General features: G+C 64.9%; 12 protein-coding genes and 1 pseudogene. 11 read left to right on the top strand and 2 right to left on the bottom strand.

Annotation, left to right across the window (positions count from 1 at the left end):
• Nucleotides 1–94 precede the first annotated feature (94 nt).
• The 10 genes and pseudogenes from IVB26_RS02040 (at nt 95) to IVB26_RS02000 (ending at nt 9,816) form a co-directional block, all read left to right on the top strand.
• Nucleotides 95–1,057: a LysR family transcriptional regulator gene (locus IVB26_RS02040; protein WP_247970393.1), complete on the top strand. Its 963-nt coding sequence runs from the start codon at nt 95–97 to the stop codon at nt 1,055–1,057.
• 144 nt (nt 1,058–1,201) lie between these two features.
• Nucleotides 1,202–2,083, top strand: a complete 882-nt coding sequence (locus tag IVB26_RS02035; RefSeq protein ID WP_247970392.1) for a shikimate dehydrogenase — start codon at nt 1,202–1,204, stop codon at nt 2,081–2,083.
• Between the two features lie 56 nt (nt 2,084–2,139).
• Nucleotides 2,140–3,270 carry an ABC transporter substrate-binding protein gene (locus IVB26_RS02030; protein WP_247970391.1) on the top strand — a complete coding sequence of 377 codons (1,131 nt, stop codon included), beginning with the start codon at nt 2,140–2,142 and terminating at the stop codon, nt 3,268–3,270.
• Nucleotides 3,271–3,534: 264 nt separating this feature from the next.
• A complete protein-coding gene (locus tag IVB26_RS02025) occupies nt 3,535–4,410 on the top strand; it encodes a branched-chain amino acid ABC transporter permease (protein WP_246921345.1) in 876 nt (291 codons plus the stop codon).
• Nucleotides 4,407–5,405 carry a branched-chain amino acid ABC transporter permease gene (locus IVB26_RS02020; protein WP_247970390.1) on the top strand — a complete coding sequence of 333 codons (999 nt, stop codon included), beginning with the start codon at nt 4,407–4,409 and terminating at the stop codon, nt 5,403–5,405. The genes IVB26_RS02025 and IVB26_RS02020 overlap by 4 nt, the downstream gene beginning before the upstream one ends.
• Nucleotides 5,402–6,145: an ABC transporter ATP-binding protein gene (locus IVB26_RS02015; protein WP_247970389.1), complete on the top strand. Its 744-nt coding sequence runs from the start codon at nt 5,402–5,404 to the stop codon at nt 6,143–6,145. Before IVB26_RS02020 ends, IVB26_RS02015 begins: the two co-directional genes overlap by 4 nt.
• Nucleotides 6,146–6,156: 11 nt before the next feature.
• Nucleotides 6,157–6,894 carry an ABC transporter ATP-binding protein gene (locus tag IVB26_RS02010; protein WP_247970388.1) on the top strand — a complete coding sequence of 246 codons (738 nt, stop codon included), beginning with the start codon at nt 6,157–6,159 and terminating at the stop codon, nt 6,892–6,894.
• A pseudogene (locus IVB26_RS43110) lies at nt 6,891–7,195 on the top strand (Gfo/Idh/MocA family protein); the annotation flags it as partial. The gene IVB26_RS02010 and the pseudogene IVB26_RS43110, both read left to right, overlap by 4 nt.
• 45 nt (nt 7,196–7,240) lie before the next feature.
• Complete coding sequence (locus IVB26_RS02005) at nt 7,241–7,948, top strand: Gfo/Idh/MocA family protein (protein WP_458309383.1); 708 nt, start codon at nt 7,241–7,243, stop codon at nt 7,946–7,948.
• Nucleotides 7,945–9,816 (top strand): bifunctional sugar phosphate isomerase/epimerase/4-hydroxyphenylpyruvate dioxygenase family protein, encoded by a 1,872-nt coding sequence (locus IVB26_RS02000; RefSeq protein ID WP_247970387.1) that lies wholly within the window; start codon nt 7,945–7,947, stop codon nt 9,814–9,816. Before IVB26_RS02005 ends, IVB26_RS02000 begins: the two co-directional genes overlap by 4 nt.
• A gap of 329 nt (nt 9,817–10,145) precedes the next feature.
• Here the strand turns inward: IVB26_RS02000 and IVB26_RS01995 are convergent, their stop codons facing one another.
• Nucleotides 10,146–11,318, bottom strand: a complete 1,173-nt coding sequence (locus tag IVB26_RS01995) for an ABC transporter substrate-binding protein (protein ID WP_247970386.1) — start codon at nt 11,316–11,318, stop codon at nt 10,146–10,148.
• A 298-nt stretch (nt 11,319–11,616) separates the two neighbouring features.
• Here IVB26_RS01995 and IVB26_RS01990 point away from each other — a divergent pair, with 298 nt between their 5' ends.
• Nucleotides 11,617–12,879 (top strand): NAD(P)/FAD-dependent oxidoreductase, encoded by a 1,263-nt coding sequence (locus tag IVB26_RS01990; RefSeq protein WP_247970385.1) that lies wholly within the window; start codon nt 11,617–11,619, stop codon nt 12,877–12,879.
• A 163-nt stretch (nt 12,880–13,042) separates the two neighbouring features.
• Here the strand turns inward: IVB26_RS01990 and IVB26_RS01985 are convergent, their stop codons facing one another.
• A complete protein-coding gene (locus IVB26_RS01985; RefSeq protein ID WP_247970384.1) occupies nt 13,043–14,254 on the bottom strand; it encodes an ABC transporter substrate-binding protein in 1,212 nt (403 codons plus the stop codon).
• Between the last annotated feature and the right edge of the window lie 10 nt (nt 14,255–14,264).

The raw sequence follows: 14,264 nt of genomic DNA, 5'->3' as shown, positions 1-14,264 counted from the left end.
TCAACTGTCCACATCGACACACACTTGCCGCTGGATGACAGCGCAGCTCTCGTGAGATGATCGCCGCCATGATCGTCTTTCGGACGCAAAGAACATGATGACGCTGCGCCAAGTTGAAGTGATCCGTGCCGTGATGGTGACGGGGACCATCGGCGGTGCGGCGAAGCTGCTCAACGTTTCGGCGCCGGGGATCAGCCGCCTCGTCAAATACACCGAGCGCTCGCTCGGCATCCGCTTCTTCCAGCGCCAGAACGGGCGTTACTTCCCGACGCCGGAAGCCGAGAACATCTTCGAGCAGATCAACGGCGTCTACAAGAAGGTCGACGATCTCTCCGAGATCATCTCCAAGATCGGCCGCGGCGGGTTGTCCGAACTGCGGATCGGCTCGGTACCCAGCATCTCGCAGGTGATGGTGCCGCGCGCGATCGAGCGCGTGCGCCGTCGCTATCCCGATCTCGGCATCGACATCAACATCCTCAAGCTCGAGGAGGCCATCGACTATCTCATGCTCGGCCGCGGCGAGTGCGTTGCGATGAGCTACCGGCTGGAGCATTCCGCGCTCGACTTCATGCCGCTCGCCTCGGGCGAGCTGTACTGCATCGTGCCGCCGGGCCACGAACTCGCCGGCCGCAAGCAGGTCTCGGCCGCCGAGATCACCCGCTATCCGCTGATCGGCATCGATCCCAACGATCCCTACGGCCGGATCATGGCCGAGATCTTCGCGCGCAACCGGCTCAACTACAACATCACCATCCGCGCGCGCTTCGGCACCACGGTCTGCGCGCTGGTGAAGGCCGGGCTCGGCATCGCCATCATCGACCAGTTCACCGTGGCTCACGGCGGCTATCCCGGGATCGAGCTCTTGAAGATCGCCGAGCCGACGCGGTTCGACACCTACATCGCGGTCAAGCGCGGCGCGCCGCTGTCGCTTCATGCCGAGTATTTCATCGAGTCGCTGCGCACCGAGATGCGCGCCGTCGAGACGTCCCGCGGCAACGGCAAAGCCGTGCCGGGCGGCACCGGCAAGGCCGTGCCGGCGCGCGGGCGAAAGAAATAACATGATGTTAGGTTTGCTGGATAAATGGGTAATTGTGTTAGGCAGAGGAAAGTCTATCGTCACAGTTGGAAGCCCCCTTGGAATTGCGTGGGTTTCCCCGCTAATGACCCGGACCGAACGCTCCCAACGAGACGATAGCGAACCATGTCGAAGCGCGAATACGCCGCCAGCCAGAAGCTCCTCACCGGCCTGATCGGCGCGCCGATCGCGCATTCCGCGTCCCCTTCCATGCACGAGCGCGCCGCCGAGGCGCTTGGCCTGCGCGGCCACTACCAGCTCATCGAGGTCGCCGGCGCCGACGCGGCCGGGCTGCGCATGATGCTCGAAGGAGTGCGGCGGCTCGGTTTTGCCGGCGTCAACGTCACCTATCCCTACAAGGAAGCGGTGGTCCCGCTGCTCGACGCGCTGGCGCCGGGCGCGGCCGCCATGGGCGCGGTCAACACCGTCGTCGTCAGGGACGGCCGGCTGACCGGCCACAACACCGACACCACGGGCTTTGCGCGCGCGGTGGCGCCGCTGCTGGCGCCCGCGGGCAACGCCGTTGCTGTGATCGGCGCCGGCGGCGTCGGCAAGGCGATCGCGTTTGCGCTGGCGAGCCTGGGCGTGACCGACATCCGCATCTTCGACAGCGAGCCGGCACGCGCCGAAAAGCTGGCCACCCTGCTCGCCCCACACGGCGGCGGCGCCCGCATTGCCGCCAGCGCCGAGGAGGCACTCGATGGCGCAACCGGCCTCGTCAACGGCACGCCGGTCGGCATGCTGCCGAACCGAGATACGCCCGTGCCGGCGGTGCTGCTCAGGGCAGACCTGTGGGTCGCCGACGCCGTCTATTCGCCGCTGATCACGCCGCTGCTTGCCGCAGCCCGAGACAAAGGCGCTCGGATCATGACCGGCCGCGAGCTCGCGATCTACCAGGCGGCGGACGCCTTCGAACTGTTCACCGGCCTTGCCCCCTCGACGGAAGTCATGGGAGAGGCTTTTGATGCCGTGATGGCGGCGCGCAGCGCCGCCTATCAGGCAGCTTGAGGCGAAGCGGCCGGATACAAGGCCGCTTGCAAAATTTGAAACGTGAGGAGACGACGATGAAATCAACGCTATTGGTGGGCGCGCTGCTCACCGCCATGACGGCAACGAGCGCCTTTGCCCAGGCGATCAAGCTCGCCGATGTCGCCGAGCTCTCGGGCGGCGGCGCCACCGTCGGCACCAATTGGAAGAACGGCATCGACCTCGCGATCGAGGAGATCAACGCCAAGGGCGGCGTGCTCGGCCGCAAGCTCGAGGTCACCCACGCCGACTCGCAGTCCAACCCGGGCGTGGCGCGTGCCCAGGTGCAGAAGGCGCTCGATGCCGAGCCCTATGTGCTGCTCGGGCCCGGCTATTCCGGCTCGGTGAAGGTCACAGCCCCGCTCGCGGCCGAAGCCGGCATCGCGCAGATCATGGGCGGCGAAGCCGCCGAGCTAACGCAGGCCGGCAACAAGTTCCTGTTCAGGACCTCGTTCGGCCAGCAATCCTCGATGCCGAAAGTCGCAAAGTACATTCACGACGAGATGAAGGCGAAGACCGTCGCAGTGGTCTGGGTCAACAACGACTTTGGCCGCGGCGGGCGCGACGTCGTGGTCAAGGAGCTCGACCGGCTCGGCTCCAAGGTGGTCGCCGACCTCTCCACCGAAGCGGGCCAGGCCGATTTCGCCGCTGACGTCGGCAAGATCAAGGCTGCCAATCCCGACGCCGTCTTCGTCTATCTCAACGAAGAAGAGAGCGCGCGCATCCTGAAGGAGCTGAAGCGCCAGGGCGTCACCGCGCCGCTGATGGGCGAGACCACGCTGATCGGCCAGAAGGTGATCGAGCTTGCGGGCGATGCCGCCAACGGCGCGCGCGGCCATGTCGGCCTCACCACCGACGCGCCGGTCGACCTGATCAAGGCGTTCCGCGAGAAGTTTTCCAAGAAATACAATTACGTCCCCGACCATAACGGCCTGAAGGGCTATCTCGCCGTCTACATGGTGAAAGCCACCACCGAGAAGATGGGCAAGGTCGATCCGAAGAAGTTTGCCGACACGCTGCACGGCCTTACCATCAAGGCCGCGGACGAGCCCGGCATCCTGATGGACGTCACCTTCAGCGACACCGGCGACATCGACCGCCAGAGCTTTCTGGTCGAAGTGGTCGAAGGCAAGCAGGTCGTGAAGCAGGTGCTGCCGAAAGTGAAGTGAGGGTCCTTCGTCTCTCGCAAAGTGCGGCAGGGCAGTCGCATATGGTAGCGACTTCCCTGTCGCCATCCTTCGAGACGCCCGCCGTTGGCGGGCCCTCAGGATGAGGATCGGGTGCTCGGCACTAGCTAGCGACGATGGTGCTTAGCCTCATCCTGAGGAGACCGCGAAGCGGTCGTCTCGAAGGACGAGGCGCGCGCTCAGGTCGCGCGAAGTGCCATATGCGTTGCCCCGCCGCGTGCGGGGCCAGGGAAGATAGAGGGGAAAATGTCCAACCTGTTCGATCTTCTGGTTGCGGGACTTGCCACCGGCGCGATCTATGCGCTGGTCGCGGTCGGCTTCACGCTGCTGTGGCAGACTTCGCAGACCATCAATTTTGCGCAAGGCGAGTTCGTGATGCTGCCGGCGTTCCTGATGCTGGCGGCGATGCATGCCGGCGCGCCGTTCTGGCTCGCGATCATCCTCGGCATCCTCTTGTCGATGATCCTGCTCGGCCTCGCCTTCAAGCTGCTGTTGGTCGATCCGATGATGCGCCACGGCGTGCTGCCGCTCGCGATTGCGACCATGGCGCTGGCGATCGGCCTCAAGGAAGCGGTCAAGCAGTTCTTCAGCGCCGAGGCCTCGCCATTCCCGTCGGTCCTGCCGACCGGTGACATCTCCATCCTCGGCCACGCGGTGTCGCTGCAAAGCATCGGCGTTCTGGTCGTCGCCATCCTCGCCGTGCTCGGTCTGACCACGCTGCTCAACCGCACCTCGCTCGGCCACCAGATGCAGGCGGCGGCGCAGAACCCGACGGTGGCGCGCATCATCGGCGTGCCCGTCGAGCGCATGATCCTGCTGACGTTCCTGATCAACGCCTTCCTTGTCGCGCTGGCTTCGCTTCTGATCACGCCGATCTACCTTGCAAAGTTCTCGTCCGGCGAGGTGCTGGGCCAGGCGGCCTTCATCGCCGCGATCGTCGGCGGCTTCAACCAGGTGCGCGGCGCGATCGCGGGCGGCCTGTTGATCGGCGTGCTCGACAATCTCGCGGCCGCCTATGTCTCGACGCAGTACCGCGCCGCCGTGCCGATGATCTTCCTGATCGCCGTCATCCTGTTCCGGCCGCAGGGCTTGCTCGGCCGCGCCGAGGAGCGCACGGTATGAGCGGCTTCGCCAAACCCCTGAAGATCGCGCTCGGCCTCGCCGTCATTGCCGCGCTGATCATCGTCCCCATGAACTTCAACCGCTATGGTCTGTTCATCCTGAGCCAATGGGCAGTGATGAGCATCGCCGCGATGGGGCTCAACCTCACGCTTGGCTATGCCGGCCAGGTCTCGCTGGCCCAAGGCGCGTTCGTCGGCATCGGCGCCTATGCGTCCGCCATCATGACCACGCATGGCTGGCCGTTGCCGGCGGCGATCGTGGTCGCGATCGCCTTGAGCTTCGCGGTCGGCTGGGTGCTCGGCTATCCCGCGCTGCGCGTGCAGCACCATTATCTCGCCTTCGTCACGCTGGCCTTCTCCACCCTCGCCTTCCTCGTGTTCCGCAACGAGAGCTGGCTGACCGGCGGCATCTACGGCATCTCCAACATCCCACGCCCGCACATCTTCGGCCTCGCGACCAACAAGCCCCTGCCATTCTATTATGTCTGCCTCGGCTCGCTCGCGATCGTGTCGCTGGCGGTGTGGTGGCTGATCCGTTCGCCCTGGGGCCGCGCCTTCATGGCGCTGCGCGAGAACCCGCTGCGCGCGCAATCGCTCGGCATCGACACCCGCCGCTACACGCTGATGGCGTTCGCGATCGGCTCGGCGCTCGGCGGCGTCGCCGGCGCGCTCTATGCGCCGCTGACGCAATATATCGATCCGGTGCCGTTCAACCTGTCGCTCTCGCTCGACCTCCTGATGATGGTGATCGTCGGCGGCGCCGGCTTCTATTTCGGTCCGTTCCTGGGGGCAATGATCGCGGTGCTGCTGCCGGAATGGCTGCGCTTCACCGAGGGCTATTATCTGATGCTCTATGCTGTGGCGGTGATGCTGCTGCTGATCTGGTCGCCGACCGGCATTCTGGGAATCCTCGACCGTTATCTTGCCGAACGCCGCACCAAGGCAGCGTCCGCGCTGCGCGCCGTCGCAAAATCCCGCCTGGAGACGGCGCAATGAGTGCGGTTCTCGAAGTCACCGGCATCAAGAAGAACTTTGGCGGCATCAGCGCCGTCGACGGCGTTTCCTTAGACGTGCGCGAGGGCGAGATCCTCGGCCTGATCGGGCCGAACGGCTGCGGCAAGTCGACCCTGTTCAACTGCATCCTCGGCCAGCTCACGCCGACGGGCGGTGAGGTCAAGCTCGACGGCAAGCTTGTCACCGGCCTGCGTCCCGCCGAGCTCAACAAGCTCGGGGTCAGCCGCACGTTCCAGCTCCTTCAGGTCTTCCCAAAACTCTCGGTGCGAGAGAATTTGATCCTCGCCGGACAGGAGCATCAGGGCAACATGGCCTCGCGTCTGGTCGGCCGCTCCGATGCCGGACTGACGGAGGCCGCCAACCAGATGATCGGCTTCTTCAAGCTCGACCATCTCGCCGACGAGCCGGCGGGCGGGCTCTCCTACGGCCAGCAGAAGCTGCTCGACGCCGCCATGGCCTTCATGGGCGGACCGCGGCTGGTGCTGCTCGACGAGCCCGCGGGCGGCGTCAACCCGTCGATGCTGGCGGATCTGAAGGAGCGCCTGGTCGCGATCAACCGCGAGAAGAACGCCACCTTCGTCGTGATCGAGCACAACATGGAGTTCGTGATGTCGCTGTGCTCACGCGTGATGGTGATGGCGGAAGGCAAGGTGCTGGCGATGGGACGGCCGGACGAGGTGCGCAAGAACCCCGCCGTGATCGAAGCCTATCTCGGACATTAGGAGAGCGAACCATGAGCGACCCGATCCTCTCGGTTCATAATCTCGTCGGCGGCTACGGCAAGATGACCATCCTGAACGGCACGAATTTCTCGGTGCCGCAGGCGACCATCACCACCATCATCGGCCCGAACGGCGCCGGCAAGTCCACCGTGTTCAAGGCGATCTTCGGCCTGTTGAAGCTGCGCGAGGGCAAGATCAGCTTTGCCGGCCAGGACGTCACCAATTTGAGCCAGCGCGCCTTGCTCAATGCCGGCATCTGCTACGTGCCGCAGGGCCGCAACATCTTTCCCGAACTGTCCGTGCGCCACAATATCGAGCTCGGCGGCGTCGCCGCCGGGAAGGGTCTCGACCTGCCCACACGGATCGAAGCCGCGCTCGACCTTTTCCCGGCTCTGCGGCGGAAGTCGATGCAGCAGGCTTCCACGCTCTCGGGCGGCGAGCAGAAGCAGCTCGAGATCGCCCGCTCGCTGCTGCTCGAGCCAAAGCTGGTGCTGATCGACGAACCTTCGATCGGCCTGTCGCCGCTGATGGTGCAGCAGACCTTCGACATCCTCAAAAGCTTGCGCGACCGCGGCGTCACCATCCTGATGATCGAGCAGAACGCGCGGTCGGCGCTGGAGATCTCCGATATCGGCATCGTGCTCGAGCTCGGCCAGACCCGCATGGTCGACGACGCCAAGCGCATCCTGAACGATCCGCGCATCGGGCAATTGTTCCTGGGCGGCGCCATGGAGGAGAGCGCGGCATGAGCGCGAAAATGCGCATCGCCGTTGCCGGCGCCGGCCTGATCGGCCGCCGCCACATTGAATTGATCGAGTCCTCCAAGGATTGCGTGCTCGCCGGCATCGCCGATCCCTCGCCAGCCGCGAAGGATTATGCACAGGCGCGTGGCGTGCATTGCTATGCAGACCACCGCGCCTTGCTGGCGCAGGAGAAGCCTGACGGCCTGATCATCGCCTGCCCAACACGCTGCACCTGCCGATGGCGCTCGATTGCACTGAGGCCGGCGTGCCGGCCCTGATCGAGAAGCCGGTGACCGAGACGGTTGCCACGGCGCAGCGCCTGTGCGCGGCCGTGAAACGTACCGGCGTGCCGATGCTGGTCGGCCACCACCGGCGACACAATCCCATCATCAAGGCCGCACGCGAGACCGTGGCGGGCGGCAAGCTCGGCCAGCTCACCGCCGTGGTGGGACTCTGGTTGCTGAAGAAGCCCGACGACTATTTCGAAGTCGCATGGCGGCGCGAGCAAGGCGGCGGGCCGCTGCTGATCAATCTCATCCACGACATCGACAATCTTCGCTTCGTTTGCGGCGAGATCGTCGAAGTTCAAGCGCTGACCTCGAACAAGATGCGCGGCTTCGCGGTTGAGGACACGGCCGCCCTCCTTCTTCGTTTTGCCAATGGCGCACTCGGAACCGTGACGGTGTCGGATGCGACGCCGGCGCCGTGGAGCTGGGAGCTGACCGCCGGCGAGAACGCGGTCTATCCCAGGCAGGACCAGCCTTGCTACGTCTTCGCCGGAACGGGCGGCTCTCTCTCGGTCCCGACCATGGAGCTGTGGTCCTATCGACAACATCCCGGCTGGCATGCGCCACTGGTTCGCGAGCCCGTCGCACTCTCGGCTTACGATCCGCTCGTCGAACAGCTCCGGCATTTTCTCGCCGTGATCGCGGGCCGCGAGCAGCCGCTGATCTCCGTCGAGGACGCGATGGCCACGCTCGCTGTGGTCGAGGCCGTCAGCGAGGCTGCGCGCACGGGCCAAAAAGTATCGCCGGGCCGGATCATGGAGCAAGCTGCATGAACAACCGTTCAATCGCCACCGTCTCCCTCTCAGGCGCGCTCGACGAAAAGCTCCGCGCCATCGCGGCCGCGGGCTTCGACGCGGTCGAGATCTTCGAAAACGATCTGCTGTCGTTTGGCGCTGGCCCACGCGAGGTGGCGCAGCTGTGCAAGGACCTCAATCTCGAGATCTGCGCGTTCCAGCCGTTCCGCGATTTCGAGGGCATGCCCGAACCGCAGCGCTCGCGCAATTTCTCCCGCGCGGAGCGGAAGTTCGATCTGATGCAGGAGCTCGGCACCGACCTCCTGCTGATCTGTTCCAACGTCTCGCCCGCCTCGCTCGGCGGCATCGACCGCGCCGCCGACGATTTTCGCGAGCTGGGCGAACGCGCGGCCAAGCGCTCCTTGCGCGTCGGCTACGAGGCGCTGGCCTGGGGACGCCATGTCAACGACTATCGCGATGCCTGGGAGATCGTGAGGCGCGCCGATCATCCCGCAATCGGAATCATCCTCGACAGCTTTCACGCGCTGGCACCGGGCTTTCCGACCCGCGCGATGGCCTCGATCCCCGGCGACAAGATCTTTCTGGTACAGCTCGCGGACGCGCCGAAGCTCGAGCTCGACATCCTGTCCTGGAGCCGGCACTTCCGTTCGTTTCCCGGCCAGGGCGATCTGCCGGTCGGCGAGTTCATGGCGGCGATCGCGGCGACCGGCTATGCCGGGCCGCTGTCGCTGGAGATCTTTAACGACCAGTTCCGCGCCGGCTCGGCCGCGCAGACGGCCATCGACGGCCTGCGCTCGCTGATCCTGCTGGAGGACCAGCTCGCACCGGACTGGCCGAGGCTCGTCCGCGAGCCGCTGGCACCGAAGGCGAAGAGCCGCGGCACCGGGTTCATCGAGTTTGCCGTCAACGAGACCAAGGCCGGCGAGCTCGCCCACCTGTTCTCGCAGCTCGGCTTCCGCAAGACCGGCGCGCATCGCAGCAAGGCGGTGGAGCGCTGGTCGCAGGGCAAGGTCGAGCTCGTCGTCAATAGCGAGACCGACGGCTTCGCCCATTCCCACTATGTCACGCACGGCCCCGGTGTCTGCGCGATTGCGCTCGATGTCGACAATGCCGGCCTTGCCATGCAGCGTGCCGAGACGCTGAAGGCGCGCACCTTCTACCAGCCGGTCGGGCCCGGCGAGCTCGAAATCCCGGCGATCCACGGCGTCGGCGGCAGCCTGCTCTATTTCCTCGATCAGGCCGGCAAGAACTGGGACACGGATTTCGAGCCTGTCGCGAGCGATGCGGGCGCGGACGCGCTGCTCGCCGTCGATCACATCGCGCAGTCGATGCCCTATGACGAGATGCTGTCCTGGCTGCTGTTCTACACGGGCATCCTCGACCTGACGCGGCTGCCGCAGATGGAGATCGCCGACCCCAGAGGTCTGGTGCAGAGCCAGGCCATCATCAACGCCGACCAGAGCCTGCGCTTCGTGCTCAACGGCTCCTCCGCCAACCGCACCCTGCCGGCGCGCTTCATCTCGGAGTTTTTTGGCTCAGGCGTGCAGCACGTCGCATTCTCGTGCCGCGATATCTTTGCGACGGTCGCAGACATGCGCCAGCGCGGCGCGGATTTCCTGGACATCCCTGATAATTATTACGACGACATCGAAGCCAAATACGACCTCGCGCCCGAGCTGATGGCGCAGTTGCGCGCCAATCACATCCTCTACGACCGCGAGGGCGACGGCGAGTTCTTCCAGGTCTACACCCACATCTTCGACGAGCGGTTCTTTTTCGAGATCGTCGAGCGGAGGGACTATCGGGGCTTTGGTGCCGCTAATGCCGGGATCAGGCTGGCGGCGCAGGCTCGAGAGGTGCGGCCTGCGAGCATGCCAAGGGTGTAGGACACTTACCCTCTCCTCTTGTGGAAAGGGCCTCTCCGCGAGTCCGGAATCGTCGGGTGGGCAAAGGCGCTCTTGCGCCGTGCCCACCATTCCTCCGTGACGGATACATCGTGGGCACGCTTCGCTTTGCCCACCCTACGATACTCTCTCAACACGTCATTGCGAGGAGCCCTTGCGACGAAGCAATCCAGAATCCCTCAACGGAAAGACTCTGGATTGCTTCGCTGCGCTCGCAATGACGGTGTGGGAAGATTGGGGACTCCAACCCTCACCGTCCCTGCGAAGAGTCTCCCTCTTCCCGCAAGCGGGGAGAGGGAGAAGCAAGATCCTCACTTCATCTTGCACTTGTCGTGGAAGCGATCCTGGTCGTTCTCGACGATGGTCGCGACCGTCTTGAGCGCGAGCTGGCCTTCGGCGTCCTTGACGACGTCCTGCAGATAGAAGCTCTGCACCGGGATGTGGTTGTTGCCGTATTTGAACGCGCCGCGCAGCGACTTGAAGTTGGCCTTCTCCATCTCGGCCTTCATCGCGTCCTTCTTGCTGGTGTCGCCCTTCACCGCGACCACCGCGCTGTTGATGAGCTGGGCCGCGTCGTAAGATTGTGCGCCGTAATAGGTCGGACGCAGACCGGTGTACTTCTTGCGGTAGTCGGCGACGAAGCGCTTGTTCTGCTCGTTGGGGAGGTCGTTGACCCATTCCTGCGCGCCGGGAACCCCGAGCGCGTTCTCCTTCTGCAGCGGCAGCGACAGCTCGTCGACGGTGAACGCGGTGTAGAGCGGCATCGTGCTCTTCAGGCCGGCCTGCGCATATTGGTTGAGGAATTGCACGCCGGCGGCGCCGGGATAGAACACGAAGATCGACTCGGCGCCCGAGGCGCGCGCCTTGGAGAGTTCGGCCGAGAAATCGAGCTGGCTCGGCCAGACCGTGTATTCCTCACCCTTGACCTCACCCTTGAAGGTGTTCTTCACGCCCGCGAGCATGTCCTTGCCGGCGGCGTAGTTCGGGCCGATCAGGAAGACGCTCTTGACGCCCTTCTGGTTCATGTAGAGGCCCATCGCCTGCGGCGTCTGGTCGTTCTGCCAGGAGGTCGAGAATACGTAAGGCGAGCAGAGCTCGCCGGCGAGCTGCGAGGGACCGGCATTGGCCGAGATCAGGAAGGTCTGCGAGTCGACAGCCGTCTTCAGCGAGGCCAGCAGCACGTTCGACCAGATGTAGCCGACGATGAAATCGACCTTGTCCGACTGCACCAGCTTCTCGGTCTTCTGCTTGCCGACATCGGGCTTCTGCCCGTCATCCTCGTAGATGACCTCGACCGGCTTGCCGTCCATCTTGCGGCCCATGTGGTCCAGCGCGAGCTCGAAGGAGTTGCGCATGTCGTTGCCGATCACGGCGGTCGGGCCGCTGAAGGTCGAGACGAAGCCGATCTTGATGGTGTCGCCGGCGGATGCCTGATTTGCCAGCACCAGCGCCGCTGCGCCCGCCAGCCAGAATGCCGTCCTCATAACCACTCCCCTCCTTATTATTGAGCCCGCAAGCGGGGTGATCGCCGCCCCGGGTCGTTTCTATTGAACGCAAAATCCATCGAGCCGCCAATGGCTCAGCGCCTGCCCTGCACCATATTTCGCCCCAATCGGGGATGGCAAGAAATATAATTCTACTTAGTTCGACCAAGGCTGCGGCGCTTTTTCGCGCCGGATCGATACATCGGGCCTATCTGGCGATTGATGACGGCTATTGGACCGCCGCACCCAATCCGCACTTAAATGAGCAGGGAAGAGCAGCGAGATTCGAGGGTACATCATGACCACGACACCGCATCGCGTCGTCATCGTCGGGGCCGGCTTCGGCGGGCTGGAGGCGACCTACCGGTTGGCAGGCATCCCGGTCGAGATCACGCTGATCGACCGCCGCAACCATCATCTGTTTCAGCCGCTGCTGTATCAGGTCGCGACCGCCTCGCTCGCGACCAGCGAGATCGCCTGGCCGATCCGCCATCTCATGCGCGACAGGCCGGAGGTGACGACGCTGTTCGCGACTGTCAGCGGGGTCGATGCGGCAAGGCGCTGCGTGCTGATCGACGACGGCAGCGAGGTGCCTTACGACACGCTGGTGCTGGCGACCGGCGCGCGTCACGCCTATTTCGGCCACGACGAATGGGAGCAATGGGCGCCCGGCCTGAAGACGCTGGAGGACGGCACCACCTTGCGCCGGCACATCCTGGTGGCATTCGAGCGCGCCGAGCGCGAGACCGATCCGGGAAAGCGCGCGGCACGGCTGACCTTCGTCATCGTCGGTGCCGGCCCCACCGGCGTCGAGCTCGCCGGCACCATCGCGGAGATGGCGCACCACACCCTGCCCGGCGATTTCCGCAACATCGACACGACCAAGGCGCGCGTCGTGCTGATCGAGGCGGGGCCGCGCGTGCTCGCGGGCTTTGCCGATGATCTCTCGGCCTATGCGCAGGCCTCGCTGGAGAAGATCGGCGTCGAGGTCGTGCTCGGGCAGGCCGTGACCGAGATCAACCGCGAGGGTGTGGTGTTCGGCGGCAGACTGCTCGAGGCAAAAACACGGATCTGGGCCGCCGGCGTGCGCGCCTCGCCAGCCGCCGAGTGGCTGGGCGCACCTAGCGATCGCGCCGGCCGCGTGCAGGTCGAGGCCGACCTGACCATTCCGGGCCATCCCGAGATCTTCGCGATCGGCGATACCGTGAGCATCAACGCCTGGGACGGCAAGCCGGTGCCGGGCATCGCGCCGGCCGCCAAGCAGCAGGGCCGCCATGTCGCCGAGACCATCAAGGCCCGCCTGCGCGGTGCTGCGAGCGGCCCATTCCGCTACAAGCATGCCGGCAGCCTCGCCCAGATCGGCAAGCGGCTCGCCGTCATCGACTTTGGCCGCTTCAAGCTGCGCGGAACGATCGCGTGGTGGATCTGGGGCATCGCCCATATCTACTTCCTGATCGGCCTCCGCCACCGCCTCAGCGTTGCGCTCAGCTGGCTCTGGATCTACGCCCGGGATCAGCGGGCGGCACGGCTGATCACGCAGGGGTCAAGCAAGGTGGTGTAGTTTTTTTCCCTTCTCCCCTAGTGGGAGAAGGTGGCGCGAAGCGCCGGATGAGGGGTTCTCTCGGCTCGCAAGATTGTCCGTGAGGAGAGAACCCCTCACCCGGCTTCGCTTTGCGAAGCCACCCTCTCCCACAAGGGGAGAGGGTTCAGCGGCGCTCGCTGCCCTACTTCACCAGCTCGCAGCCGCCTTCCGCCAGCGGGCGGAAGGCCTGCTCCGCGGGAATGGTCGAGACCAGCTTGTAATAATCGTACGGGTATTTCGACTCTTCCGGCTTCTTCACCTCGAACAGGTACATCGGATGCACGACGCGGCCGTCCTGGCGGATGGTGGTGTCGCCGAACAGTTTGTCCTTGCCTCTGAACTTCTTCATCTCGGGCACGGCGTCCTTGGCATTGTCGCTGCCGGTGGCGGCAACCGCGTTGAGATAAGCGAGCGTCGAGGCATAGACACCGGCCTGGTTGCCGCTCGGCATCTTGCCGTTCATGCCCGGACGAGCGGCGAACCGCTTGGCAAAGGCGCGGGTGTCGTCGTTCATGTCCCAGTAGAAGGCCTCCATGAGCTGGAGGCCCTGCGCGACCTTGATGCCCATGCCGTGGATGTCGTTGATGAAGAGCAGGAAGGCGACGAGCCTCTGCCCGCTCTGCTGGATGCCGAACTCGGCGGCCTGCTTCACGGCGTTGATGGTGTCTCCGCCGGCATTGGCAAGGCCGATCACCTGCGCTTTCGAACCCTGCGCCTGCAACAGGAAAGAGGCGAAGTCGGAGGTGCCGAGTGGATGCTTGGAGGAGCCCAGCACCTTGCCGCCGTGTCCTTCGATGTATTTCTGCGCCTCCGCCTCGATGCCCTTGCCGAGCGCATAGTCGACCGTGAGGAAATACCAGTCCTTGCCGCCGCGCGACATCATCGCGGCTGCCGTGGTGTTGCCGGTCGCCCAGGCGTCGTTGACCCACTGGATGGTGTTGGGCGAGCAGGCCTTGCCGGTGAGATCGGAGCTCGCGGTCGAGGAGGCCAGAAAGGTCATGCGGCTGTCGCGCAGCAGCGAGTTGATGGACAGACCGACCGCCGAATTCGGCACGTCGACGATGGCATCGACGCCCTCGACATCAAGCCATTTGCGCGCGATGGCATTGCCGACATCGGCCTTGTTCTGATGGTCGGCATAGACGATCTCGACCTTGATGTTCTTGCCGCCGCCGTTGAAGTCCTCCGCCGCCATGCGCGCGGCTTCCACCGAGCCCATGCCGTTGGTGTCCTGGAAGATGCCGGAGATGTCGTTGAGCACGCCGACGCGCACGACATTGTCCGAGATCTCCGCGCTTGCCGCGCCGGACACCAGGCTTGCGGCCAGCGCAAGCGTCCACCTCAAGTTCCTCATCGTTCCCTCC

The organism is Bradyrhizobium sp. 195 (assembly GCF_023101665.1).
GTDB lineage: Bacteria > Pseudomonadota > Alphaproteobacteria > Rhizobiales > Xanthobacteraceae > Bradyrhizobium.
The sequence above is the reverse complement of the archived record's forward strand: the minus strand, read 5'-3'. Positions and strand labels throughout refer to the sequence as shown.